This is a genomic window from Rathayibacter sp. AY1B6 (genome assembly GCF_002932755.1).
Lineage (GTDB): Bacteria > Actinomycetota > Actinomycetes > Actinomycetales > Microbacteriaceae > Rathayibacter.
This window is the reverse complement of the sequence record NZ_PSWL01000009.1, coordinates 77,059-102,425: the sequence shown is the minus strand read 5'-3', so window position 1 is coordinate 102,425 and position 25,367 is coordinate 77,059. Positions and strand designations below refer to the sequence as shown.

The following is a 25,367-nucleotide window of genomic DNA, read 5'->3' as shown; positions in this document are numbered from 1 at the left end:
CCTGGTGCCGCTCCGCCACCAGGATTCGAACCTGGACCGGACAGCTCCAAAGGCTGCCGTGCTGCCGTTACACCATGGCGGACCGCGCTCTCGCGCGCCGTCCATCCTGCCACCCCCGCGCCCCCGGCCCCGCCTCGGGCGCGGGCGGCCGCCCGGGAGGTCCCCGTCCGCCTCCCGGCGTCCCCCGAGCCGCCCAGCCGCCACAATGGACGGGTGAGTGCGAATGACGAGGTCGACGGGATCGTCGACGCCTGGGTCCGCGAGCGGCCCGATCTCGACTTCACGCCGCTCCAGGTCTTCTCGCGGATGCGCCGGCTGGCCAAGCAGCTCGAGCGCGCGCGCGGGAGCGCCTTCGGCCGGTCGGAGCTCGAGACGTGGGAGTTCGACGTGCTCTCGGCCCTGCGGCGCGCGGGCGCGCCCTACCGGATGAGCCCCAAGCAGCTCCTCCAGGCGACCATGGTCACCAGCGGCACCATGACCAACCGCATCGACCGGCTGGTCGAGCGCGACCTGGTCGAGCGCCTCGACGACCCGAACGACGGGCGCGGCGTGCTGGTCCAGATGACCCCGTCGGGGCTCGCCCGGGTCGACGCGGCGATCACCCGCCTGGTCGACGCGGAGCAGGAGCTGCTCGGCGCGCTCACCCACGCGCAGCAGGAGCGGCTGGCGCAGCTCCTCCGCAAGCTCTCCCTCGACTTCGGCTGAGCCGGGCGCCGCGAGCCCGCCCGCCCGGCGACGACCGGGCGCCCGGGGCAGTGGCGGGAGCGGCGGAGGAGAGCCGCGTCAGCCCTCGAGCTGCTCCGAGAGCTCCAGCCAGCGCAGCTCGAGCTCGGCGGTCTCGTCCTCGTAGGCGCGGAGCGAGGCGTTCAGCGCCAGGATGCCGTCGTAGTCGTCCTGGTCGTGCGTCGCCATCTTCTCGTGGACGGTCTTCGTCAGCTGGGTGAGCTTGTGCAGGCGACGGTCGATCGCCGACACCTCCTTCTCGGCGGTGCGGCGCTCGGCCCCCGCGAGTCCGCTCGACGCAGGCGCGGCGGAGGAGGAGCCCGAGGACGCGGGCGCGGGCGCGCCCTTCTCGAGCGCGCGGCGCAGGTCGAGGTACTGCTCGACGCCGCCGGGCAGGTGGCGGAACGCGCCGTCCATCACGGCGTACTGCTGGTCGGTGACGCGCTCGAGCAGGTACCGGTCGTGCGAGACGACGAGGAGGGTTCCCGGCCAGGAGTCGAGCAGGTCCTCGATCGCGGCGAGCATGTCGGTGTCGAGGTCGTTGGTCGGCTCGTCGAGGATCAGCACGTTGGGCTCGCTGAGCAGGATGAGCAGGAGCTGGAGCCTCCGGCGCTGACCGCCCGAGAGGTCCTTCACCGGCGTCGACAGCTGCGCGCTCGAGAAGCCGAGGCGCTCGAGCAGCTGACCCGGAGTCATCTCCTTGCCGCCGATGGAGTAGCTGGTGCGCTGCTCCGCGATGATCTCGCGGACGGGCTGGTGCTGGACACCGGTCAGCTCGCGCAGCTGCTGGTCGAGGATCGCGACGCGCACGGTGGTGCCGCGCTTCACCCGGCCGCTCGTCGGCTCCACGCTGCCCGCGACCAGGCCGAGGAGGGTCGACTTGCCGGCCCCGTTCACGCCGAGGATGCCGGTGCGCTCGCCCGGCGCGATCCGCCACTCGATGCGGTTGAGGACGGTCCGCTCGCCGTAGCGGACGGTGACGTCGAGCAGGTCGACGACGTCCTTGCCCAGGCGCGAGACGGCGAGCTGCGAGAGCGAGACCGAGTCGCGCACCGGGGGCTCGTCCTCGATCAGCTGGTTCGCGGCGTCGATCCGGAACTTGGGCTTGGCCGTGCGGGCGGGGGCGCCGCGCCGGAGCCACGCCAGCTCCTTCTTCATCAGGTTCTGGCGCTTCGCCTCCATCGTCGAGGCCATCCGGTCGCGCTCCACGCGCTGCAGGATGTACGCCGCGTACCCGCCCTCGAAGGGCTCGACGAGGCGGTCGTGCACCTCCCAGGTGGCGGTGCAGATCTCGTCGAGGAACCACCGGTCGTGGGTGACGACCGCGAGCCCGCCCGACGACGCCGCCCAACGGCGCTTGAGGTGCTCGGCGAGCCAGGCGATGCCCTCGACGTCGAGGTGGTTGGTGGGCTCGTCGAGGAAGACGACGTCCCAGTCTCCGACGAGCAGCTTCGCGAGGGCGACCCGGCGGCGCTGGCCGCCCGAGAGGGAGCCGACCACGCCGTCCCAGGGGACGTCGCGCAGCAGGCCGGCGATCACGTCGCGGGTGCGCGCGTCTCCGGCCCACTCGTGCTCCTGGAGCCCGCCGACGACGGCCTGGGCGACGGTGAGGTCCTCGTCGACCGTGTCGGCCTGGTCGAGCATCCCGAGCGTGACGCCGCGGCGGTGCGTGACGCGGCCGCTGTCGGGCTCGATGCGCTGCGCGAGCAGGCGCAGGAGGGTCGACTTGCCGTCGCCGTTGCGTCCGACGATCCCGATGCGGTCGCCCTCCTCGATCCCCAGGGAGACGTCGTCGAAGATCACGCGTGTGGGGTACTCGAGTCGCAGCGCCTCGGCGCCCAGCAGATGTGCCATAGGGATCCAGCCTAGGCGGTGCCGCCTGAGCGGTCCGCCGCGGGGCTGTCACAGCACTGCCGGGTGGCGGCCCCCGGACCTCAGCCCGCGGGTGCCGGCTCCGAGACGGACACCGAGCGGCGGTGCAGACCCGTCGCGCCGTTGGGGGCGGGCGGTCGCTCGACCGTGGTCTGCACCGTGCCGTCCGCGTCGGTCGCGCGCACGGTCACGACGTGGTCGCCGACCGTCGCGTCCCACTCGAGGACCCACTGGATCCAGGTGTCCGCGGTGACCTGCTCGGCGAGGCGCGCCTCCTGCCAGGCGCCGCCGTCGATCTGCACCTCCACCTTCGCGATGCCGGTGTGCGGCGCCCAGGCGACTCCTGCCACGGCGACCGTCCCCGCCTCGACGGGCTGGCCCTGGCGCGGCACGTCGATCCGCGACTCGATCTTGATCGGCCCGCGCTCGGTCCAGCCGCGCGTCGACCAGTACGCCAGGTCCTCCGCGAAGGTCGTGACCTTCAGCTCGACGACCCACTTCGTCGCCGAGACGTAGCCGTAGAGGCCGGGGACGACCATCCGGACCGGGAAGCCGTGCTCGACCGGGAGCGGCTCGCCGTTCATCCCGACGGCGAGCAGGCTCGCGCGGTCCTCGTCCTGCAGCACGTCGAGCGGGCTGGAGGCGGTGAAGCCGTCGATGCTCCGCGAGAGCACCATGTCGGCGCCGGCGGTCGGGCGGGCCCGGGCCAGCAGCTCGCGGATCGGGTAGCCCAGCCAGAGCGCGGTGCCGATGAGGTCGCCGCCGACCTCGTTCGACACGCAGGAGAGAGTGACCCGGTGCTCCTCGAGCGGCAGCGCGAGCAGCTCGTCCCAGGTGATCTCGATCTCCTCCTCCACCATGCCGGTGATCTTCAGCGACCAGTCGGCGGGCTCGACCGAGGGCACCGAGAGCGCGGTGTCGATCCGGTAGAAGGAGGCGTTGGGGGTGACGTAGGAGCTGATGCCCTCGATGTCGTCGAGCACGGCGCCGGCCGAGACCGGCGCGGCGGCCGAGGCGGGAGCCGGCAGGGACACGGCCTCGCGCACGGCGGTGACGGCGGCGGAGGCGGAGGTGAGGAAGCGGGCGCCGATGCCGGCGGCGACCGCGGCGACACCGGCGATCCCGACCAGGCGGAGGAACGACCGGCGGTCCGGGGAGTCGCTCTCGCGCTCCTCCTGCCAGCCGCGGAGGCGGACGGAGGCCGAGCGGAGCACGGCGGCGCCGGCCACCATGCCCACGACGCTCGGCGCGGCGTCGATCCCGGAGGCGCCCTCGCGGCTGACGGCGGCGAGCGCACCGGCGCCCGCGACGACGGCCAGCAGCAGCACGCCGAACGGCGGACGGCGGTACTCGAGGACTCCTGCGCCGACGGCCAGCAGGGCGATCGCGAGGCCGATCGAGACCAGGAGCACCAGCTTGTCGCCGGTGCCGAAGAGCGCGATCACCGTGTCCTTGACGCCCGGGGGCACGATGTCGATGACGAAGCCGCCGACCGCGACCAGCGGACTTCCGCCGGCTCCGGTGAAGACCGCGACGACCTCGGCGGCCGCGAGGGCGACGACGGCGGCCACGATCCCGGAGAGGATCGCGAAGAGGGTGGCACGGCGGGACATGAGCGGCACTCTAAGCCACGAGGTCGGAACTTCTCTGCGGACCGTCTGTGGAGCGCGCCGAGCGGCCGGGCGCGAGGCTCGCTCGACCCGGTCGGGAGGCACCGCCTCCGCGACTAGGTCGAGAGCAGGCGCGCCCCGTGGACCGGGCCGGACACCCGCACGGCGCTCAGCCGCGCGGAGCTCAGCTCGCGCTGCAGATCGGCCGCCGCATCGGCGTCCGGAGCGAGGAACGCCACGGTCGGACCGGACCCCGAGACGAGGCCGCCGAGCGCCCCGCGGCCCTCGCCGAGCTCGAGGATGCGGGCGAGTCCGGGCTGGAGGTGCAGCGCCGGCGCCTGGAGGTCGTTGTGCATCGCGTCGGCGAGCATCGCGGCGTCGCCGGCGCGGAGGGCCTGCAGAACGTTCGGATCGATGGCGGGGGTCGCCGAGATCGGGCGGAAGTCGTGCAGGTGGCGCTCGCGGTGCCGGTCGAGCTCGCTGTAGACCTCGGGGGTCGACAGGCCCTCCTCCGCGAGGACCAGCACCCACTCGAAGCGGCCCTTGGCGAGCGCCGGGCTCAACTCGTCGCCGCGGCCGACTCCGATCGCGGTGCCGCCGGTGAAGGAGAAGGGGACGTCGGCGCCCAGGCTCGCGGCGATGCCGAGCAGCTGCTCCCTCGTGCAGGCCGTGCCCCAGAGTGCATCGCAGGCGAGGAGGGTCGCGGCCGCGTCGGCCGAGCCGCCGCCCATGCCGCCGGCGATGGGGACGTTCTTCTCGATCTCGAGGTGCACGCCGCCGCGGTAGCCGGTCGCCCGGGCGAGCGCCCGCGCCGCCTTGATCGCGAGGTTCGAGCCGTCGACGGCCAGGCGGGAGGTGTCGATCGAGCCCGAGAAGGAGACAGAGAAGTCGGCCGCCTCCTCCGCGAACACGTCCTCGTAGAGCGAGAGCGACTGGAACGCGGTGGCCAGCTCGTGGTACCCGTCGTCGCGCACGGCGCCGACCTTGAGGAACACGTTGATCTTGCCGGGCGCCCGCGCGTGGACCCGGTTCGACATCGCGCGGTGGGCCATGCTTCCACGCTACAGGGTGGCGGAGGCGCCCTCGTCCGCACCCGGGGCGGGCTCCCCGTCGCCGTCCGCGTCGTCCCCGTCGGTCTCCGCCGGCGACCCGTCGGGTACCGCCGCGCCGCGCACGGGCACCCGCGCCGGATCGAGCTCGCGGCCCAGGCGGACGAAGGCGGCGACGTCCAGCTCCTCGCCGCGCGCGGTCTGCGGGACGCCGGCCCGCTCGAGCGCGACGATCGCCGCGGCGCTGTCGCCGAAGAGGGTCGCGAGCGACTGGCGGAGCATCTTCCTCCGCTGGGCGAACGCCGCGTCGACGACCGCGAAGACGGCGCGGCGCAGGGTCTCGTCGCCGGGCTCCTCGCCGCGGTCGAACGCGACGAGCACGCTGTCGACGTTCGGCACCGGCCAGAAGATCTGACGCGAGACCGCCCCGCCGGTCGTCCAGGAGCCGAACCACGCCGCCTTGACGCTCGGGCCGCCGTAGACCTTGGATCCGGGGCCGGCGGCGAGCCGGTGCCCGACCTCGGACTGCACCATGACCACTCCGGACCGGATGCTGGCGAAGTGCTCGAGGAAGTGCAGGAGAACGGGCACCGAGATGTTGTACGGGAGGTTCGCGACGAGCCGGACCGGCTCCCCCGGCAGGTCGAGCACCTTCATCGCGTCGGCGTGCACGACCGCGAGATCGGAGCCCGGCGCCATCAGCTCGACGGTGCGCGGCAGCTGCTCGGCGAGGCGCCCGTCGATCTCGACCGCCACGACCTGCGCGCCCGCCTCGAGCAGACCGAGGGTCAGCGATCCGAGGCCGGGGCCGATCTCGACGACGGTCTCCCCCGGGCGCACCCGAGCGAGCTTGACGATGCGGCGGACCGTGTTGGCGTCGTGAACGAAGTTCTGGCCGAGCTTCTTGGTCGGCGTGACGTCGAGCAGGCCGGCGAGGTCGCGGATCTCGGCCGGGCCCAGCAGGCGCGGGATCGCGGCGGCCGTCGGCTCTGCGGCGTGGCGGCCGCTCATGCGAGGGGTCCGACCGGCTCCGTCGGCTCGGAGCCGACCTCGCCACCCCACTCGCCGTACACGGCCTCCGTGTTGGAGGCGATCGTCGCGGCCAGGTGGCCGACGTCGGTCTCGAGGGTCGCGGCCATCGAGCGCAGGGTGTGCGGGAGGAGGTAGGGCGCGTTCGGGCGGCCGCGGAAGGGCGACGGAGTGAGGTACGGCGCGTCGGTCTCGACCAGGATGAGGTGCCGCGGGGTCGCGACGAGCGCCTCCCGCAGCGGCTCGGCGTTCTTGAACGTCACGGTGCCGGCGAAGGAGAGGTACCAGCCCTCGTCCGTGCACATCCGCGCCATCTCGGCGTCGCCGGAGAAGCAGTGGAAGACGGTGCGCTCGGGGGCGCCGACGCGGCGCAGGGTGTCGATGACCTCGCGGTGCGCGTCGCGGTCGTGGATCTGCAGCGCGAGGTCGTGCTCCTTCGCGATGCGGATGTGCTCCTCGAAGGAGCGGAACTGCGCGGCGCGGCCGCTCTCGCCGGTGCGGAAGAAGTCGAGCCCGGTCTCGCCGATGGCGCGCACCCGCGGCTGCTCGGCCAGCTCGGCGATGACGGCGAGGGCGGCGTCGAGCTCGCCGCGCTGCTCCAGCTCGGGGGCCTCGTTGGGGTGGATCGCGACGGCGGCCAGCATGCGCGGCTCGCTCGCCGCCTGCTCGGCCGACCAGCGGCTCGTCTCGACGTCGGTGCCGACCTGGACGACGCCGCGGACGCCGACCGTGGAGGCCCGGTCGAGCTGCTCGCGGTGGTCGAGCGGTTCGAGGCCGTCGGCGATCTCGAGGTGCGTGTGGTTGTCGTAGACGGGGACGACGAGCGCCTCGGGCAGCGGCGGGTACGTCAGGTCGCGGCCGGACGAGGCCTCGCGGGAGCGGACGTGCTGGCTGTCGGTCATGGGCTCCAGGCTACCGGGAGGGCTCGCGGGGGCCGGAGTCCCGGGCGGACGAGGACCGAGAGGCGGCCGCTGAGGCGCCCTGAGCGGATCGGGTCAGCACCCGATCGGATCGGGACAGCCCGCCTCCCGCGCCGCCGGAAAGCTGGAGGCATGACAGACACCGAGCTCCTCGCCCACTCCGCACCCGGCTCCCTCGCCGGGCGCCACGCCCTCGTCACCGGATCCTCGAGCGGGATCGGCGCGGCCATCGCCCGCCGGCTCGCCGGAGCCGGCGCTCACGTCCTCGTGCACGGACGCGACCCCGAGCGGACCGGGTCCGTCGTCCGCGGCATCCGCGCCGACGGGGGCACCGCCTCCGCGCTCGTCGCCGACCTCGCGGGCACGCCGGAGGAGACCCGCGCCGTCGCCGCCCGGGCGCTGACCCTCCTCGACGGGCGGATCGACGTCCTCGTCAACAACGCCGGAGTGTTCCCGGTGGGGCCGACCGCCGACCTCAGCGACGCCGACGTCGAGTCCCTCCTCACCACGAACATCCGCGTGCCGCACCAGCTCGTCGCGGCGATCGCCCCGGCCATGGCCGAGCGCGGGAGCGGAGTCGTCGTCAACATCACCTCGTGGATGGGACGGGTGGGCACGCCCGGGACCGCGCTCTACCCCGCGACCAAGGCGGCGCTGGAGCACCTCACGCGGGCGTGGGCGGCCGAGTACGGCCCGAGCGGCGTGCGCGTGGTCGCCGTCGCGCCCGGCGCGACCCTCACGCCCGGCAACGAGCACGCCGCGGCGATCCTGGAGCAGATGACCGCGACCGCCCCCGCAGGCCGGCCCGGACGTCCGGACGAGATCGCCCTGGCTGTGCGCTGGCTCGTCTCGGACGAGGCCTCGTACGTCCACGGCACGACGCTCGACGTCGACGGAGGCATCGTCGGCGCCCGCGTCTGACGCCGCGGCACGCGCCGCTCGGAGTCCCCGCGACAGCGCCCGCCGCTCACTGGATCTGGACGAGCGGCCCGGGGTGGAGCGCAGCGTCGGACGCCGGGGTCGTCTCGTAGGCGCGGCGGTAGTCGCGCCCGAAGTGCGACGCGCTCGCGTAGCCGACCGCGGCCGCGGCCTGCGCGGCGGTGTCGCCCCGGACCAGGAGCAGCCTCCTGGCCTCCCCGAGGCGGAGCCGCCGCAGGTAGCCCAGCGGCGACATCCCGGTCAGCTCGCGGAAGCGACGGGTGAGTGTGGGCACGCTGGTGCCCGCCTCCGCGGCGAGCGCGCCGAGGGTCCATCCGCGCGAGAGCGACACGCTCATCGCTTCGACCGCGCGGGAGACGGCCTCCGAGCGGACGGTGCTGGACGCGGCCAGCAGCCGGGGCGCCTGGTCCGTCTGCAGCAGCCGCAGCACGAGCTCGCGCGTGATCGCGGGGGCCAGCACCGGGATGTCGGCGGGGGCGTCGAGCAGGCGGAAGAGTCGGCGCAGCGAGTCGGCCATCTCCTCCGTGACCGTGCCGATCCGCGGGGCGGGAGCCCGCGGGGCCGTCCGGGGGGCGAGCGCCGCGATCTCGGCCACCACGAGCGGGTCGAGATGCCAGTTGGCCGACAGGAAGTCGCCGCGGTCGCCGGTCTCCACGACGGCCGCGACCACCGGCAGGTCGACGGGGGTGATCAGGAAGCGGCCGGCGCCCCACCGCTCGTCGGAGTCGCCGACCACCGAGCGCTTGCGGCCGGCCAGCACCAGGCTGAGGGTCGGCGGGAACCGGGTGTAGACGAGCTCGGTCGGAGCGGTCACCCGGTGCAGGCGCAGGGCGAGCGCGGCGGCGCGCTCGGGGTGCCCGACGTGGCGCCGGGTGAGCTCGGCCGCCTGCTCGAGAGCGTCGAGGACCTCGCGCGTCATCAGCGCCCCGCCGTCCACGGAGCGGAGGGCCGCTCGCACCCGGCGCCTCGCGTTCGGATCGCGGTCATCGTGCACTCTCCTGCGGGTCCTCCGCCGGCGACTCCGCGCCGCTCGGCTGCTCCGTCCACCGGTCGACGCGCGGCCGTCAGGACGCGGGAGCCTCGATGCGCGGGAAGAGCGCCACGAGGGTGCCGACGGTCGTGCCGACGGGGAGGACTCCCCACCGGCCCGCCTCGCGGATCGGCTGCGCGGTCAGGTCGCCCAGCGACTCCGTCACGCCGAGCGCCTCCCAGAGGGACGCCGTCGCGCGCGGGACGACCGGCGAGAGCAGCACGGCCAGGGCCCGGAGCCCCTCCGTCGCCGTGTAGAGCACCGTGCCGAGGCGCTCCCGCTCCTCGCGCTTGGCCAGTGCCCACGGCTCCTGCTCGGTGATGTAGCCGTTGAGCTCCTCGACGATGCTCCACACGGCGGTGATCGCGTCGTGGATCGCGAGCGCGTCGATCGACCGGTCGGCCGACGCTGCCGCCTCGGCGACGGTGCGCTGCACGCGCTCCTCCGCCTCGGTGAGCTCTCCGGGCGCGGGCACGACGCCGTCGTAGTAGCGGTGCAGCATCGCGACGACCCGCGAGGCGAGGTTGCCGAAGCCGTTCGCCAGCTCGGACTGGTAGCGCGCCGACAGGTCCTCCCACGAGAACGAGCCGTCCTGGCCGAAGGTGATGGCCCGGAGGAAGTAGTAGCGGAAGGCGTCGGAGCCGAAGGTGTCCGTGATCTGCTCGGGCGCGATGCCGGTGAGCTTCGACTTCGACATCTTCTCGCCGCCGACCAGCAGCCAGCCGTGGCCGAACACCTGCTTGGGCACCTCGAGGCCCGCGGCCATGAGCATGGCGGGCCAGATCACCGCGTGGAACCGCAGGATGTCCTTGCCGACGATGTGGGTCGCGGGCCAGCGGCGCTCGAACTCCGCCTCGTCCTGGCCGTAGCCGACCGCGGTGATGTAGTTGAGCAGCGCGTCGAACCAGACGTAGACGACGTGCGAGTCGTCCCACGGGACCTTCACTCCCCAGTCGAAGCTGGAGCGGGAGATCGACAGGTCGGCCAGGCCCTGGCGGACGAAGCTCACGACCTCGTTGCGCGCCGACTCGGGCTGGACGAAGTCGGGACGCTCCTCGTAGAGCGCGAGCAGCCGCTCGGTGTACTCGCTCATCTTGAAGAAGTAGTTCTTCTCCTTCAGCAGCTCGACCGGCTTCGAGTGGATCTTGCAGACGTACTGGCCGGCGTAGTCGCCGGTGCCCTCCTCGAGGTCGGACAGCTGCTTGTACTCCTCGCAGCCCACGCAGTAGTAGCCCTCGTACTCGCCGGTGTAGATCGCGTCCTCGTCGTACAGCTTCTGCAGGAACTTCTGCACGTTGACCTCGTGCCGCGCGTCCGTGGTGCGGATGAAGTCGTCGTTGGCGATGTCGATGGTCTCGAGCAGCGGCTGCCAGGCGGTCCTCACGAGGCGGTCGGCCCACTCCTGGGGGGTGGTGCCGTTGGCGGTGGCGGTGCGGAGGATCTTCTGGCCGTGCTCGTCGGTGCCGGTCAGCAGCCAGGTGTCGTCGCCCGCCTGGCGGTGCCAGCGGGTGAGCACGTCGGCGGCGACCTCGGTGTACGCGTGCCCGATGTGCGGGACGTCGTTCACGTAGAAGATGGGGGTCGTGAGGTAGAAGGAGGCGCCGTCGGACATGGCGACCATCCTATTCACCGCGCGGCACCGCTCCCGGCGCGTGACGGGGGCTGTGGACGACGGGCAAGCCGCCGCCGCTGGGGAGGGAGCTCTCAGCCGCGGCGGGAGGCGAGCGCCGCCTCGTAGAGCGCCCGACGCGAGAGCCCGGTGATCTCGGCGACCTCGGCCGACGCCTCCTTCAGCCGCGATCCGGCCTCGACGCGGGCCAGCACGTCGGCCAGCGCGTCCTCGAGGGACGCCTCCCGCGCGGGGGCACCCTCGACGACCAGGCAGATCTCGCCGCGCAGGCCGTCGGCCGCCCACTCGGCCAGCTCGGCCGCCGTGCCGCGCCGGACCTCCTCGAACATTTTGGTGAGCTCGCGGCAGACGACCGCGCGCCGCTCCGGGCCCATCGCCTCGACCAGGTCGGCGAGCGCGTCGCCGATCCGGTGCGGGGACTCGAAGAAGACCATGGTGCGCCGCTCGTCGACGAGCGCCCGGAAGGTCGAGATCCGCTCTCCGTGCCGGCGGGGCAGGAACCCCTCGAAGCTGAAGCGGTCCGTCGGGAGCCCGGACACGGCGAGCGCCATCAGCACCGCCGAGGGACCGGGCAGCGCGGTGACCGCGACTCCCGCCGCCACCGCGGCCTCGACCAGGTGGTAGCCCGGGTCCGAGACCGTGGGCATGCCCGCGTCGCTCAGCACGAGCAGGTCCTCCTCGCGGGCCAGCTCCACCAGCTCGGCGGCGCGCTCGCGCTCGTTGTGGTCGTGCAGGGCGTAGAGGGCGGGCCGGTTCTCCACGCCCAGGGCGCGCATCAGCTGGATGGTCACGCGCGTGTCCTCGGCGGCGACGTGGCGGGCGGAGCCCAGCGCCTCCACGAGCCGGCGGGAGGCGTCGCCGAGGTTTCCGATGGGAGTGCCGGCGAGGATGATCATGCCGCCAGTCTCCCAGGCCGGGTCCGGGGCCTCCCGCCGCGGATCGCCGCCGTCCCGGGAGGAGGCGCCCCGTTAGCATGGCCGGGTGACGGACCGACCGCAGCGCGACTTCGACGACCTGCTCCTGGACGCGGCCGGATCGGCGCGCTCGGTCCCGGTGGAGCCCGCCGAGGCGTCCGCCCCGCGCGAGCGCACCCCCCTCCCGGACGTGCCGCGCGGCTCCTGGTTCGACGACCTGCACACCCGGCTCGTCGCCTCCTCCGCGCGCCGTCGGCTGTACGAGCTCGGACTGCCGCTGCTGGTGGTCGCCCTGGCCGCGGTCCTGCGGCTGTGGAATCTCGGCCACCCGCGCTCGCTGGTGTTCGACGAGACCTTCTACGTCAAGGACGCCTGGACCCTCTGGAACCTCGGCTTCGAGGGCGCCTGGCCGGAGAACCCGGACCCGGGCTTCGCGGCGGGCGACGTGGACACGTTCACGGGGGCGCCGTCCTTCGTGGTCCATCCGCCGCTGGGCAAGTGGATCATCGGGCTGGGCATGGGCGTGTTCGGCGCCGACGACAGCGTCGGCTGGCGCGTCTCGACCGCCGTCGTGGGGATCCTCGCCGTCGCGCTGGTGATCGTGATCGGCCGCCTCCTGTTCCGCTCGACCCTCCTCTCGTCCTTCGCGGGCCTGATGCTCGCGCTCGACGGCCACGCGATCGTGATGTCGCGGGTGTCGCTCCTGGACGGGATCCTGATGTTCGTCGCACTGTGCGGCGTCGCGGCGGTGCTGCTCGACCGGCGCTGGGCCGAGCTGCAGCTGGCGCGGAAGGTGGCGGCGGGGGCGCTGCCGAGCTGGGGTCCGGTCCTGTGGTGGCGGCCGTGGCTGCTGGCGGCCGGCGTGCTCTTCGGACTCGCCGCGGGCGTGAAGTGGACGGGCGTCTACTTCCTCGCGGCCTACGGCGTGTACGCGGTCGTCGTCGACGCTCTGATGCGGCGCCGCGCCGGCGTGCCGTTCTGGGGCAGCGGCGCGATCCTCAAGCAGGGACCGGTCACCTTCCTCCTGGTCGTGCCGATCGCGCTGGTCGCCTACCTCGTCACCTGGACGGGCTGGCTGCGCACCTCCGGCGGATGGGCCCGGCAGTGGGCCACCGAGGCTCCCGGCAACGCCTGGACCGGTGCTCTGGCCTGGGTGCCGGACTGGGCTCAGAGCCTCTGGCACTACCACGTGCAGATGTACGACTACTCGATCAACCTGCGGGCCTCGCACCCCTACGAGGCGAACCCGCTGACGTGGCTGCTGATGCTCCGGCCGACGAGCATGTACTTCGTCGACCAGGCGACCGGAGTCGACGGCTGCACCGCCGCGCGCTGCGACGAGGCGATCACCTCCGTCGCCAATCCGCTCATCTGGTACGCCGGGGTCCTGGCGCTGGTCTACCTCCTCTACCGGCTCGCTCGGTACCGGGAGTGGCGCGCCGGCTTCGTGCTGATGGGGATCGTCGCGGGCTACCTGCCGTGGCTGCTCTACCTGGACCGCACGGTGTTCCAGTTCTACTGCGTCGTCTTCGAGCCCTACATGATGCTGGCGCTGGCGCTGACGGCGGGGATCGTGATCGGGAGTCCGGGCGACGAGCGGAGGCGGCGCACCCGCGGCGTCCTCGTGGTGCTCGTCTTCGCGGTGGCCGCGGCGGCGCTGACGGCCTACTTCCTGCCGCTCTGGATCGGCGCGCAGACCTCCTTCAGCTTCTGGCAGGCTCACATGTGGCTGCCCTCATGGGTCTGATCCGGCGGCTGGGCCCGGGAGTCGCGGCCTGCGCGGTCGCGGCGGTGCTCGCGGCCCTCCTTCACGCGGCGGTTCCGGCGGTGCCGATGCTGACCGCGGCGGTCGCGCTCGGGATCCTCGTGGCGCAGCTGCCGACGGCGCGTACCCTGCTCAGCGGGGCGCTCGCGCCGGGCCTGAAGTTCTCGTCCCGCTCGCTGATGCGGACCGGGATCGTCCTGCTCGGGCTGAAGCTCTCGCTGATCGACATCGCGGCGCTGGGCTGGGGCTCGATCCTGGTCGTCGTCGGGATCGTCCTGGCCACCTTCGGCCTGACCTGGGCGCTGGGCCGGGCGCTCCGGCTGCCCGGACAGGAGCCGCTGCTGCTCGCGGCGGGATTCTCGATCTGCGGCGCCTCGGCGATCGGCGCGATGGCGGGAGCGACCCGGGCGAAGGAGCAGGAGCAGGCGACGCCGGTCGCACTGGTGACGCTCTGCGGCACGCTCGCGATCGCGGTGCTCCCCGCCCTGCAGCAGCCGCTCGGGCTCACCGACCTGCAGTTCGGGCACTGGGTCGGCGCCTCGGTCCACGACGTGGGCCAGGTCGTGGCGACGGCCCAGGTGGCGGGAGCGTCGGCGCTGGCCGTCGCTGTCGTGGTGAAGCTGACCCGCGTGGTGATGCTGGCGCCGATGGTGGCGGTGGCGGCCGCGGTCACCAGGCGCAGCGGCGAGCAGGGCGGGACGCGGCCCGAGATCGTGCCGCTGTTCGTGATCGGGTTCCTCGCCGCGGTGCTGCTGCGCACCCTCCTCCCCCTTCCGGAGGGTCTGCTCGCCGCCGCGGACACCGCGCAGACCTGGGTCCTCGCCGCGGCGCTCTTCGCTCTCGGGAGCGCCGTCCGGGTGCGCGCGCTCGTGACGACGGGGTGGCGTGCCCTGCTCGTCGCCCTGGTGTCCTGGGCGGCGATCGCGGCGATGGGGCTGGCCGCGGTCCACCTGGCGCTCTGAGCGGCCCCACTGTTACGCGATGCGTCGCTCCGGTGCGGCGGTGTCGGCGGCTCCCGCTAGCGTCGATCGCATGGCAGATCGTGAGTACGGCTTCAAGACGCGTGCGATCCACGCGGGCAACATCCCCGACGCGGTGACGGGCGCCCGCGCTCTGCCGATCTACCAGACCAGCGCCTTCGTCTTCGACGACACCTCCGACGCCGCCGCCCGCTTCGCGCTGCAGAAGTACGGCAACGTCTACTCGCGCCTGTCGAACCCCACGGTCGCCTCCTTCGAGGAGCGCGTCGCGAGCCTCGAGGGCGGCCTCGGCGCCGTCGCCACGGCCTCCGGGCTCTCGGCGCAGTTCATCACCTTCGCGGCGCTCGTCGGCGCGGGCGACCACGTGGTGTCCTCCGCCAACCTCTACGGCGGATCGATCACCCAGCTCGACGTCACGCTCCGCCGCTTCGGAGTGGACACCACCTTCGTCCGCTCGAGCGACCCGGCCGACTACGCCGCGGCGATCACCGAGAAGACCAGGGTGCTCTACGCCGAGACGATCGCGAACCCCTCCGGCGAGATCGCCGACATCGAGGGCCTCGCGGCTGTCGCGCACGCCGCCGGCATCCCGCTGATCATCGACTCCACCGTCGCCACGCCCTACCTCGTCCGCCCGATCGAGTGGGGGGCCGACATCGTCATCCACTCGGCCACCAAGTTTCTCGGCGGGCACGGCACCACGCTCGGCGGCGTCGTCGTCGAGTCGGGGCGCTTCCACTACTCGCGCGAGAAGTTCCCGCTGCTGCACGACCCGGTCGCCTCCTACGGGGACCTGTCGTGGGACGGCAACTTCGGCGAGTACGGCTTCCTCACGCGCCTGCGCGCGGAGCAGCTGCGCGACATCGGGCCGGTCCTCGCTCCGCACTCCGCGTTCCTGCTCGCCCAGGGCGTCGAGACGCTGCCGTACCGGATCCAGGCGCACGTCGACAACGCGCGCCGCGTGGCCGAGTGGCTCGACGCCGACCCCCGGATCGAGGCGGTCTACTGGGCCGGGCTCCCTGCGCACCCGCACCACGACCGCGCGCAGAAGTACCTGCCAGAGGGACCGGGCTCGGTCTTCAGCTTCGTGGTGAAGGGCGGCCGCGCCGTCGGCCAGACCTTCATCGAGTCGGTCGACCTCGCCAGCCACCTCGCCAACATCGGCGACGCGAAGACACTGGTGATCCACCCCGCGTCGACCACCCACGCCCAGCTCACCGAGGAGCAGCTCCTGCACGCGGGCGTCCTCCCCGGCCTCGTCCGGCTCTCCGTCGGCATCGAGGACGCGGACGACATCATCTACGACCTCGACCAGGCGCTCGCCCGCGCGGTCGAGGCGCACGGCACCCCCGATGCCCCGACCGAGCTCCCCGAGGACACGACCACCACCCTGCACACCCCGGCCGTGGAGGTCTGAGCATGAGCACCACCGACACCGACGACACGGTCGTCCAGCTGTCCAACGGGCTCAGCTGCTCCGTCCCGGCGAACTCGCCGCTGGCGAAGATGCTGCGCTCGCAGCGCACCTGGGTCGGGCCCGACGCCCGCAGGCGACTCGACATCCTCCGCCGCGCGAAGACCGTGGCGATCGTCGGCGCCTCGCCGAATCCGGCCCGCTCCTCCTACTTCGTCGCCACCTACCTGCAGCAGTCGAGCGACTACGAGCTCTACTTCGTGAACCCGAACGCCACCGAGATCCTCGGGCAGCCGGTGTACCGCAGCCTCGCCGAGCTCCCGGTCGTGCCCGACATCGTCGACGTGTTCCGCAAGGCGAGCGACATCCCCGCCGTGATCGACGACGTCCTCGCCGTCGGCGCGCCCACGGTCTGGGTGCAGCTGGGGATCTGGAACCAGGAGGCGGCCGAGTACGGCGAGTCGAAGGGCCTGACCGTCGTGATGGACCGCTGCATCAAGGTCGAGCACGCCCGCTTCCACGGCGGCCTGCACCTGCTCGGCTTCGACACCGGCCAGATCTCGGCGCGCAAGACACTGCGCTGACTCGCTCCGCTCCTCTCCTCTCCTCTCCGCGAGATGCCACTTGTGCGCGCCTCCCGCGGCGTGTCGCGTACCGAAGTGGCATCTCGCGGTGGGGGTCGGCGCGACGCTCACGCTCGGCCCGGGTGGGCCCGGCCACGGCGATGTCGTGGACGGCGGACAGTGACCCGCACGGCACCCGGAGAAGGGCGGGTATCCGGGAGGGCGCCCGCCCTGCCACCGTCCGCGGACGGGCGTACGCTCGTCGGATGAGCGCCTACGTCTCCGTCCTCGACCTGTTCAGCGTGGGGATCGGGCCGTCCAGCTCGCACACCGTCGGACCCATGCGCGCCGCCCTCGCCCTCGCCGAGCGGATCCGCGACGCCGGTCTCCTCGGCCGCGTGAGCCGGGTGGGCTGCACCCTCTACGGCTCGCTCGGCTCCACCGGGATCGGCCACGGCACCCCCGACGCGGTGGTCGCCGGTCTCGCCGGCCTGGACCCCGAGACGTGCGACCCGGCGCTGGTGCGCGGGGCCTGGCAGCGCCTCGACGCCGAGGGGACGATCCTGCTGGCCGGCGAGCAGCGACTCGCGATGACGCGCGACGACGTCGCCTTCGAGCCGCGCACGAGGCTGCCGGAGCACCCGAACGCCCTCACCTTCAGCGTCTGGGTCGGCGACGACGCGCTGCCGGTGTGGGAGGAGACGTACTACTCGATCGGCGGAGGCTTCATCCGTCGAGCGGGCGAGCGCGCCGAGCTGGCTGCGCTGGCCCCGCACCCCTATCCCTTCGTCTCGGGCCTCGACCTGCTGGCGACCTGCGATCGGACCCGCTCCGGCATCGCCGAGATCGCCGCCGCGAACGAGCGCGCTCTGCACCCCGGGGTCGACATCGACGCTCGCCTCGACGCGATCTGGGACGCCATGGCCGCCTGCGTCGAGCACGGCCTGGCGACCGACGGCGTGCTGCCGGGGGGCCTGGGCGTCCGCCGCCGCGCGTCGGTGCTGCGCGAGCGGCTCGAGGCCTTCGAGGAGGATCCGCTCGACCGCGCCCGCGCCACGTCGGTCGAGTGGCTGCACGCCTTCGCCCTCGCGGTGAACGAGGAGAACGCCGCGGGCGGGCGGGTCGTGACGGCTCCGACGAACGGAGCGGCGGGCATCATCCCCGCCGTCGCGCACTACTACCTCCGCTTCGTCCCGGGCGCCGATCGCGCGGGGCTGCGCCGCTTCCTCCTCACCGCCACTGCGATCGGCTCGCTCTGCAAGACGAACGCGTCGATCTCCGGCGCGGAGGCGGGCTGCCAGGGCGAGGTCGGCTCGGCCTGCGCGATGGCCGCCGGGGCGCTCTGCGCGGTGCTCGGCGGCACTCCGCGCCAGGTCGAGAACGCGGCGGAGATCGCGATGGAGCACCATCTCGGGCTGACCTGCGACCCGGTCGGCGGCCTCGTGCAGATCCCCTGCATCGAGCGGAACGCGATCGCCTCCTCGACCGCCGTGAGCGCGGCCCGCCTCGCGCTGCACGGCGACGGCGACCACCGCGTCTCTCTCGACGCGGTCATCGAGACGATGCGCCAGACGGGCATCGACATGTCCTCGAAGTACAAGGAGACGAGCGAGGGCGGGCTCGCGGTCAACGTCATCGAGTGCTGAGCGCACGGCGGCCCGACCGTGACCGTGCGTGACGCGCGGGTGCGCGCGTGTCGGCGGTCGCGCCTAGCGTGGGGAAGGTGAGCATCTCCTCCGCCCCGTACCTCGCCCGGCCGATCGTCTCGACCCAGTGGCTCGCCGACCAGCTCGGCCGCGAGCACCTCGTCGTCGTCGACGCCAGCGTGCTGCTCGTGCCCGGCTCCGACGGGCGGCCCGGCTACCTCAGCGGGGACGAGCAGTACCTCCTCGAGGGGCACGTTCCCGGCGCCGTGTTCGGCGACCTGCTCGAGCAGCTGTCCGATTCGGAGGCTCCCCTGCCCTTCACCCGGCTCGACCCGGAGCGCTTCGCCGCCGCGACCGCCGCGCTCGGCATCGACGACGACTCGGTGGTCGTCGTGTACGACTCCGCGGTCGGCCAGTGGGCCTCGCGCCTGTGGTGGCTGCTGCGCGCGGCCGGGCACGACGCGGTCGCGGTGCTCGACGGCGGGCTCCAGGCCTGGCGGCGGGAGGACCGCCCGATCGAGACGGGGCACGTCGAGTCCGCGGCGAGCGGAGGCATCACCGTGCGCGAGGAGCGGCCGCTCTGGATCGACAAGGCCGGCGTCGAGAGCGTCGTGCGCGGCGAGGCTCCCGGAGCGCTGGTGTGCGCGGTCCCGCCGAAGGAGTTCACCGGGGAGGAGGGGCGCCGCCCCCGCCTCGGACACCTGCCGGGCTCGCGGAGCGTCCCCGCCGGGCGGCTCGTCGACCGGACCGACAACACGCTCCTGCCGCCGGAGCGGCTGCGGTCGCTGTTCGGCGACGCTCTCCAGGCCGAGCGGATCGTCCTCTACTGCGGCGGAGGGATCGCCGCGACGGCCGACGCGCTCGCGCTCGCGGTGCTCGGAGTCGACACGGCGGTCGTCTACGACGGCTCGCTCAACGAGTGGGCCGCCGACCCCGAGGCGCCGCTGGTGGTCACGGCCGCGTGAGCAGCTCCTCCGGCAGTCGGGTCGTCGGCAGGGCGCAGACGAAGGCCTCGCAGGAGTAGGCGGTCGGCAGCCCCTCCCGCGAGGTCCGCCCCTCGAACAGCTCGAAACCCGCGTCCGCCCACTCCCGGGCGCCCTCGTCGGACACGCCGACCAGCACACCGATCCCGGCGGACCGAGCGCCCTGCACCGCCTCCGCCGCTCCGGGGCCGACGACGACCAGCTGCCGCACCGGGCGCGCCAGCCGCGAGGCCAGCCCCAGCACGGCGCCGAAGCCCATCGGCTGCCGGACCGCGCCCGGCGCGATCGACGCGACGACCGCCTCGGCCGCCTCCCGGTAGCGCTGCGATCCGGTGAGCAGGTACAGCTCGTGCGCCGCGTCCGCCGTCGCCGAGAGGCCGGAGGGGTAGGCGCCCTCGGAGGGATCGGCCGCGAGCAGCAGGCCGCGCGCGGTCAGCGCCGGATCCCCTCCGCCGGGCAGCGCGAACGGCAGCGGGCCGTCGGCCGCGTCGAGCGCGCCGTCGATGAGGGTGCGCGCCGCCACCGCGCAGCGCGGACGCCCCTCCGCCAGGGCGAGCTCGAGGAGCCCGCCGGCCAGCATCCCGAGGTCCTCCAGGGCCGGGCGGGCCGCGGAGACGGCACCGCCGAGGGAGGCGCGCACCGCGACGCGGCCGTCGACGAGGTGCCGCTGCAGCACCGCGTCCGCCGCACGCCGGGCGGCGTCGATCCACTCCTCGCGTCCGAGCACGCGTCCGGCGCGGGCGAGAGCGCGGATCGCCAGGCCGTTCCAGCCGGTGACGACCTTCCCGTCGAGAGCGGGGGGCGCGAGGCGGGAGCGGTCCTCGGCGAGGTAGTAGCCGCCCTCCGAGCGCTGACCGTCGACGATGCTCTCCGAGTCCTGCGCCGACGCGAACCCGCCGCCCGGCCGCTCGAGAGTGGTCAGGAGGAACGCGGCGACGCCCTCCGCGATCCCGGTCAGCTCCTCCACCCGGGCGCCGTCGTGCCCGAGCAGGACGGCCGCGACGTCGAGCAGCTGCGCGTTGTCGTAGAGCATCCGCTCGTAGTGCGGATCGCTCCAGTCGGCCTGAGTCGCGTAGCGGAAGAAGCCTCCGTCGCGGTCGCGGAGCGGGGACGCGGCCAGCGCGAGCAGCGTGCGCTCGGCGAGCGCCGCTCCCGAGGGCCGCGAGGCCAGGAACCCGAGCACGGGGGCGACCGGGAACTTCGGGGCGCCACCGAAGCCGCCGTGCACTCGGTCCTCCTCGCCCGCAAGTGCGCGGACGGCGCCGTCGAGCTCGGCGTCGCCGGGGAGCGCGGTGTCGGCGGGCAGCGCCGCGGTCGCCTCGCGCAGAGCCGCGGCCAGCCCGCCCGCCGTCGCCTGCACCTCGTCGCGCCGCAGCCGCCACGCCTCCGAGACCGCGTCGAGGACGTCGGAGAAGGCGGGCACACCGCCGACGGCGCGCGGCGGGAAGTAGGTTCCGGCGAAGAAGGTCTCGCCGGCGGGGGTGGCGAAGGCCGTCAGCGGCCAGCCGAGCTGCCGCGTGAACGCGCTCGCGGCGGTCAGGTAGGCCGTGTCGACGTCCGGGTGCTCCTCGCGGTCGACCTTGACCGCGACGAAGCCCGCGTTCAGCCGCGCGGCGAGCACCGGGTCCGAGAACGACTCCCGCGCCATCACGTGGCACCAGTGGCAGGTGGAGTAGCCGATGGACACCATCACCGGGACGTCGCGGCGCACCGCCTCGGCGAACGCCTCCTCGCCCCAGGGGAACCAGTCGACCGGATTGTCCGCGTGCGAGCGGAGGTAGGGGCTGACACTGGAGCGCAGACGATCGGCCATGCGCTCCACGCTAGACGCGGGCGGAGCCGCCGGTCAGGGGTTGCCGCGGAGCGGAGGGCCCGCGCACCCGGAGGTCTCCCCTGCCGCCGGACCTCCCCGTGCGCTCAGCGCTCGAAGAACCAGCCCGTCGGCCGCTCCGTGCCTCGCACGACCGTGCCGCCTCCGCCGCTCCCGCCGCGACGGCCCACCGCCAGGTAGGCGAGGCTGCCGAGGAACGGCGCGATCACGATGAACGCCACCCACGAGACCTTCGCGACCTTCGACAGCCGCGGGTTCGACAGCACGCCCCGGATCGCGAAGAGCAGCAGCACGATGTTCAGCACGACCAGCAGGGACTGCGGATTCATCGGGGTGCTCCACGGGATCGTGCGCCGCGGTCGACCGGCGCCGGAGCGCCCGACCGGGCAGGGTGGCCCGCGACGTTTCACGAGACAGGGCATTGTCGCACGCGGCGTAGGATGGAGGGCTCATGTCAGACGTGCTCAGCATCCGCTACCCGCCCGAACTCCCCGTGTCGGCGCGGCGGGAGGACATCGCCGCCGCGATCCGCGACCACCAGGTCGTCATCGTCGCGGGCGCGACCGGATCGGGCAAGACGACCCAGCTGCCGAAGATCTGCCTGGAGCTCGGCCGCGAGAGCATCGCGCACACGCAGCCCCGGCGCATCGCCGCGCGCACCATCGCCGAGCGCATCGCGGAGGAGCTCGACGACGAGGTCGGCGGGCTGGTCGGCTACCAGGTCCGGTTCACCGACAAGGCGTCCGCCTCGACGCGGATCAAGCTGATGACCGACGGCATCCTGCTCAACGAGATGAACCACGACCGGATGCTCAGCCGGTACGACACGATCATCATCGACGAGGCGCACGAGCGCAGCCTCAACATCGACTTCCTCCTGGGCTACCTGCACCGCCTGCTGCCGCAGCGCCCCGACCTGAAGGTGATCATCACCTCGGCGACGATCGACCCGCAGAGCTTCGCGGCCCACTTCGCCGACGCCGCCGGCGAGCCCGCGCCGATCATCGAGGTCTCCGGCCGCACCTACCCGGTCGAGATCCGCTACCGCCCGCTGGTCGCCGAGGAGCCGGAGGAGGACGACGACACCGACGTCCCCGACGCGACGAGCGGCAGCCGCGATCTGATGACCGGCATCGCCGACGCTCTGGCCGAGCTGGCGCGGGAGGATCCGGGCGACGTCCTGGTGTTCCTGTCGGGCGAGAACGAGATCCGCGACGCCGAGGACGCCATCCGGGGCCGGAACCTGCCGGGCACCGAGGTGCTCCCCCTCTACGGGCGCCTGTCGGCGGCCGATCAGCACCGCGTCTTCGAGAAGGGGCGCACCCCCGGCGTCCGCCGTCGCGTCGTGCTCGCGACCAACGTGGCGGAGACGAGCCTCACCGTCCCCGGGATCCGCTACGTGATCGACGGCGGCACGGCCCGCATCTCGCGCTACAGCGCGCGCTCGAAGGTGCAGCGCCTGCCGATCGAGGCCGTCTCGCAGGCCTCGGCGAACCAGCGCTCCGGCCGCTCGGGCCGCACCAGCGCGGGCATCGCGATCCGCCTCTACTCCGAGGAGGACTACCTCCGCCGACCGGAGTACACCGACCCCGAGATCCTGCGCACGGGCCTGGCCGCGGTCATCCTGCAGATGATCTCTCTCGGCCTGGGCGACATCGCCTCGTTCCCGTTCCTCACTCCGCCCGACTCCCGCGGCATCAAGGACGGCCTCGACCTGCTCACGGAGCTCGGCGCCCTCCGCGTCCCCGGCTCCTCCTCCGCCGCTCCCTCCGCTTCTGCCGCTCCGGCCGCTTCGGCCGCTCCGCGAGATGCCGCGGTACGCGACACGCCGCCGGACGCGCACTCGAGCGGCGTCTCGCGGAGGGCCGCCGAGGCCGCGCCGCAGCTCACGCGCATCGGGCGCGACCTGGCGCGGCTGCCCATCGATCCGCGCTTCGGGCGCATGGTGATCGAGTCGCGCCGCCACGGCGTCAGCCGCGAGGTGATGGCGATCGTCGCGGGCCTCACGATCCAGGACGTCCGCGAGCGCCCGCTCGAGCGCCGCGCGCAGGCCGACCAGCAGCACGCGCGCTTCGTCGATCCCACCAGCGATTTCCTCACCCTGCTGAACCTCTGGAACTACGTGGAGGAGAAGCAGGAGGAGCTCTCCTCCAGCGCCTTCCGGCGCCTCTGCAAGGCCGAGTACCTCAACTACCTCCGCGTGCGCGAGTGGCAGGACGTGTTCCGCCAGCTGCGCCAGCTCGCCCGCCCCCTCAAGCTCGAGCTGGGCGAGCCGAAGGTCGACCCCGACGGGATCCACCGGAGTCTCCTGGCCGGCCTGCTCTCGCACCTGGGCATCAAGGACACCACCTCGCAGCAGGCGCAGCGCGCGGCGAAGAGCCGCGAGCGCCAGAACGTGCAGTACGTCGGCGCCCGCAACGCGAAGTTCTCGATCTTCCCCGGCAGCGCCCTGGCGAAGAAGCTCCCCGACGCGGTGATGAGCGCCGAGCTGGTCGAGACCAGCCGCCTCTTCGCCCGCTCGAACGCGGCGATCGATCCGGCCTGGGCCGAGGCGATCGCGGGCGACCTCGTGAAGCGGCAGTTCAGCGAGCCGCACTGGGAGAAGTCGCAGGGCGCGGCCGTCGCCTACGAGAAGGTCACGCTCTACGGCGTGCCGATCATCGCCCGCCGCCGCGTCCAGTTCTCGCGGATCGACGCCTCGTACGCCCGCGAGCTGTTCATCCGCCATGCCCTCGTCGAGGGCGAGTGGGAGTCGCGCCACGCCTTCGACCGCAAGAACCGGGCCCTGCGGGCCGAGCTCGAGCGACTGGAGGAGCGCACGCGCCGCCGCGACCTGCTCGTCGACGACGAGGCCGTCTTCGACTTCTACGACCGCCGACTCCCCCGCGACATCACCTCGGTGCGCTCGTTCGACTCCTGGTGGCGGACGACCCAGCACGACGAGCCCGACCTGCTGACGATGACGCAGGAGACCCTCCTCCCCGAGGACGCGGAGCAGATCGACGAGACCGCGTTCCCCACCCAGTGGCGCCAGGCCGACCAGCGCTTCCGCCTCTCGTACCGGTTCGAGCCGGGGACGGAGGAGGACGGCGTGACGGTGCACGTGCCGCTCGCGCTCCTGCCGCGCGTGACGCCCCTCGGCTTCGACTGGCTGGTGCCGGGACTGCGCGCCGAGCTGGTCACCGCGATGATCAAGGCGCTGCCCAAGCACCTGCGCCGCAACGTGGTGCCCGCGAACGACTGGGCGCGCAAGCTGACCGCCTCCCTGCCGCACGACGTGCCGAATCCGCCGACGGAGTCGTTCGCCGCGACCCTGGCCGGGGCGATCCGCCGCGAGGCCGGCGTGGTCGTGCAGCCCGAGGACTTCGACCTCGAGCGGATCCCCTCGCACCTGCGGGTCACCTTCGCCGTCGCCGACGAGCGGGGCCGCACGGTCGCCGCCGGCAAAGAGCTCGCCCCGCTGGCCGAGCGCCTGCGCGGCCGGGTCCGCGACGAGGTCGCCCGCGTGGTCGAGGCCCGGGTCCCCGACGCGCTCGAGCGCCGGGGCCTGAAGACCTGGGACATGCCGGAGCTGCCGCGCGTCACCGACACCCGGCAGGGCGGGAACACCATCCGCGCCTACCCGGCCCTGATCGACGACGGCGACTCGGTCTCGATCCGCCTGCTCGCCACGGCCGAGGACCAGGCGCGCGAGCACCCGCGCGGCGTGCGCCGCCTCCTCCTGCTCGCGACGCCGAGCCCCGTCGCCTACGTGCAGCAGCACCTCACCTCCCACGAGAAGCTCGTGCTCGCGCAGAGCCCGTACCAGAACACGACCGCGCTCTTCACCGACTGCCTGCTCGCCTGCGTCGACGCGGTCCTCTGGCGGATGAAGCCCGACGGGATGCTCTTCCTCCGCGCCGAGTTCGACGCCGTGCGCGACCGGGTCTCGGCGAGCGTCATGGATGCGATGTTCGAGACCGTGAAGACGGTCACGACGATCCTCACCACCGCCCGGGGCGTCGAGAAGGCGCTCAAGGCCTCGACGAGCATGGCGCTGCTGCCCGCCCTCACGGATGCGCGGGAGCAGCTCTCGGGCCTGGTCTACCCGGGCTTCGTCTCGGCGACCGGAGTGGAGCGGCTCCGGCACCTCCCGCGCTACCTCGGCGCGATCACCGAGCGCTTCGGCAAGATCGCCGAGAACGTCGGGCGCGACCGCGTCTGGCTGAACGAGGTGCAGGCGGCCCAGGAGCTCTACCGCTCGGCCGGCGGCGCGGTGCCGCTGCCCGCGCACGCCCCGGAGCGGATCGCGCGCGCCCGCTGGATGATCGAGGAGCTGCGGGTGAGCTTCTTCGCGCAGTCGCTCGGCACCGCCGAGAGCGTGTCCCTGCAGCGGATCCGCAAGGTGCTGGCCGGCTGACGCGTCCCTCCGCCGAGGGAACCCCGACCCGTCGAGGGAGCCTCGTGCAGCGGGCTCCCTCGACGGCCCG

At 73.4% G+C, this 25,367-nt stretch carries 19 protein-coding genes and 1 tRNA gene; 9 read left to right on the top strand and 11 right to left on the bottom strand.

Translation table 11 applies throughout. The features are described from left to right. Nucleotides 1–10 precede the first annotated feature (10 nt). Nucleotides 11–82 (bottom strand) — tRNA-Gln (locus C5D08_RS06810). 131 nt (nucleotides 83–213) lie between these two features. Here C5D08_RS06810 and C5D08_RS06800 point away from each other — a divergent pair. Then, nucleotides 214–705: a MarR family winged helix-turn-helix transcriptional regulator gene (locus tag C5D08_RS06800; RefSeq protein ID WP_104222340.1), complete on the top strand. Its 492-nt coding sequence runs from the start codon at nucleotides 214–216 to the stop codon at nucleotides 703–705. A gap of 78 nt (nucleotides 706–783) precedes the next feature. On the opposite strand, the gene C5D08_RS06795 is transcribed toward C5D08_RS06800, so the two are convergent. From C5D08_RS06795 to C5D08_RS06775, 5 genes are all read right to left on the bottom strand, one after another. Continuing rightward, nucleotides 784–2,577 (bottom strand): ABC-F family ATP-binding cassette domain-containing protein, encoded by a 1,794-nt coding sequence (locus C5D08_RS06795; protein WP_104276387.1) that lies wholly within the window; start codon nucleotides 2,575–2,577, stop codon nucleotides 784–786. 80 nt (nucleotides 2,578–2,657) lie between these two features. Continuing rightward, nucleotides 2,658–4,208 (bottom strand): molybdopterin-dependent oxidoreductase, encoded by a 1,551-nt coding sequence (locus tag C5D08_RS06790; protein WP_104276386.1) that lies wholly within the window; start codon nucleotides 4,206–4,208, stop codon nucleotides 2,658–2,660. Between the two features lie 113 nt (nucleotides 4,209–4,321). Then, nucleotides 4,322–5,257 carry a 4-(cytidine 5'-diphospho)-2-C-methyl-D-erythritol kinase gene (locus C5D08_RS06785; protein ID WP_104276385.1) on the bottom strand — a complete coding sequence of 312 codons (936 nt, stop codon included), beginning with the start codon at nucleotides 5,255–5,257 and terminating at the stop codon, nucleotides 4,322–4,324. A gap of 9 nt (nucleotides 5,258–5,266) precedes the next feature. After that, nucleotides 5,267–6,265 carry a 16S rRNA (adenine(1518)-N(6)/adenine(1519)-N(6))-dimethyltransferase RsmA gene (gene rsmA / locus C5D08_RS06780; protein WP_104276384.1) on the bottom strand — a complete coding sequence of 333 codons (999 nt, stop codon included), beginning with the start codon at nucleotides 6,263–6,265 and terminating at the stop codon, nucleotides 5,267–5,269. After that, nucleotides 6,262–7,185, bottom strand: a complete 924-nt coding sequence (locus C5D08_RS06775) for a TatD family hydrolase (RefSeq protein WP_104276383.1) — start codon at nucleotides 7,183–7,185, stop codon at nucleotides 6,262–6,264. Before C5D08_RS06775 ends, rsmA begins: the two co-directional genes overlap by 4 nt. Before the next feature lie 150 nt (nucleotides 7,186–7,335). On the opposite strand from C5D08_RS06775, the gene C5D08_RS06770 reads away from it, so the two are divergent. Further along, a complete protein-coding gene (locus C5D08_RS06770; RefSeq protein WP_104276382.1) occupies nucleotides 7,336–8,124 on the top strand; it encodes an SDR family NAD(P)-dependent oxidoreductase in 789 nt (262 codons plus the stop codon). A gap of 46 nt (nucleotides 8,125–8,170) precedes the next feature. On the opposite strand, the gene C5D08_RS06765 is transcribed toward C5D08_RS06770, so the two are convergent. The 3 genes from C5D08_RS06765 to rsmI form a co-directional block, all read right to left on the bottom strand. Continuing rightward, on the bottom strand, nucleotides 8,171–9,100 hold the full coding sequence (locus C5D08_RS06765) for an AraC family transcriptional regulator (protein ID WP_258067342.1): 930 nt from the start codon (nucleotides 9,098–9,100) through the stop codon (nucleotides 8,171–8,173). A gap of 106 nt (nucleotides 9,101–9,206) precedes the next feature. Further along, nucleotides 9,207–10,784, bottom strand: coding sequence for a methionine--tRNA ligase (gene metG / locus C5D08_RS06760; protein ID WP_104276381.1), 1,578 nt, complete (start codon nucleotides 10,782–10,784; stop codon nucleotides 9,207–9,209). A 92-nt stretch (nucleotides 10,785–10,876) separates the two neighbouring features. Next, nucleotides 10,877–11,698 carry a 16S rRNA (cytidine(1402)-2'-O)-methyltransferase gene (rsmI, locus tag C5D08_RS06755; RefSeq protein ID WP_104276380.1) on the bottom strand — a complete coding sequence of 274 codons (822 nt, stop codon included), beginning with the start codon at nucleotides 11,696–11,698 and terminating at the stop codon, nucleotides 10,877–10,879. An 85-nt stretch (nucleotides 11,699–11,783) separates the two neighbouring features. On the opposite strand from rsmI, the gene C5D08_RS06750 reads away from it, so the two are divergent. From C5D08_RS06750 to C5D08_RS06725, 6 genes are all read left to right on the top strand, one after another. After that, nucleotides 11,784–13,463, top strand: a complete 1,680-nt coding sequence (locus C5D08_RS06750; RefSeq protein WP_258067341.1) for a dolichyl-phosphate-mannose--protein mannosyltransferase — start codon at nucleotides 11,784–11,786, stop codon at nucleotides 13,461–13,463. Further along, nucleotides 13,454–14,443: a YeiH family protein gene (locus C5D08_RS06745; protein WP_104276379.1), complete on the top strand. Its 990-nt coding sequence runs from the start codon at nucleotides 13,454–13,456 to the stop codon at nucleotides 14,441–14,443. The genes C5D08_RS06750 and C5D08_RS06745 overlap by 10 nt, the downstream gene beginning before the upstream one ends. 70 nt (nucleotides 14,444–14,513) lie before the next feature. Further along, nucleotides 14,514–15,878 carry an O-acetylhomoserine aminocarboxypropyltransferase/cysteine synthase family protein gene (locus tag C5D08_RS06740; RefSeq protein WP_104276378.1) on the top strand — a complete coding sequence of 455 codons (1,365 nt, stop codon included), beginning with the start codon at nucleotides 14,514–14,516 and terminating at the stop codon, nucleotides 15,876–15,878. 2 nt (nucleotides 15,879–15,880) lie between these two features. Further along, a complete protein-coding gene (locus tag C5D08_RS06735) occupies nucleotides 15,881–16,459 on the top strand; it encodes a CoA-binding protein (RefSeq protein ID WP_104276377.1) in 579 nt (192 codons plus the stop codon). Between the two features lie 245 nt (nucleotides 16,460–16,704). Then, nucleotides 16,705–18,084 (top strand): L-serine ammonia-lyase, encoded by a 1,380-nt coding sequence (locus tag C5D08_RS06730; RefSeq protein WP_104276376.1) that lies wholly within the window; start codon nucleotides 16,705–16,707, stop codon nucleotides 18,082–18,084. A gap of 77 nt (nucleotides 18,085–18,161) precedes the next feature. Continuing rightward, nucleotides 18,162–19,049 (top strand): sulfurtransferase, encoded by an 888-nt coding sequence (locus tag C5D08_RS06725; protein WP_181110280.1) that lies wholly within the window; start codon nucleotides 18,162–18,164, stop codon nucleotides 19,047–19,049. Here C5D08_RS06725 and C5D08_RS06720 read toward each other — a convergent pair. Beyond that, nucleotides 19,036–20,880: a thioredoxin domain-containing protein gene (locus C5D08_RS06720; RefSeq protein WP_104276374.1), complete on the bottom strand. Its 1,845-nt coding sequence runs from the start codon at nucleotides 20,878–20,880 to the stop codon at nucleotides 19,036–19,038. The genes C5D08_RS06725 and C5D08_RS06720 overlap by 14 nt on opposite strands. 104 nt (nucleotides 20,881–20,984) lie before the next feature. Further along, a complete protein-coding gene (locus C5D08_RS06715) occupies nucleotides 20,985–21,227 on the bottom strand; it encodes a PLDc N-terminal domain-containing protein (protein ID WP_181110282.1) in 243 nt (80 codons plus the stop codon). Nucleotides 21,228–21,349: 122 nt separating this feature from the next. Here C5D08_RS06715 and hrpA point away from each other — a divergent pair, with 122 nt between their 5' ends. Then, the gene (gene hrpA, locus C5D08_RS06710; RefSeq protein ID WP_104276372.1) at nucleotides 21,350–25,297 is read left to right on the top strand and encodes an ATP-dependent RNA helicase HrpA; all 3,948 of its coding nucleotides are present in this window, start codon (nucleotides 21,350–21,352) and stop codon (nucleotides 25,295–25,297) included. Nucleotides 25,298–25,367: the final 70 nt, after the last annotated feature.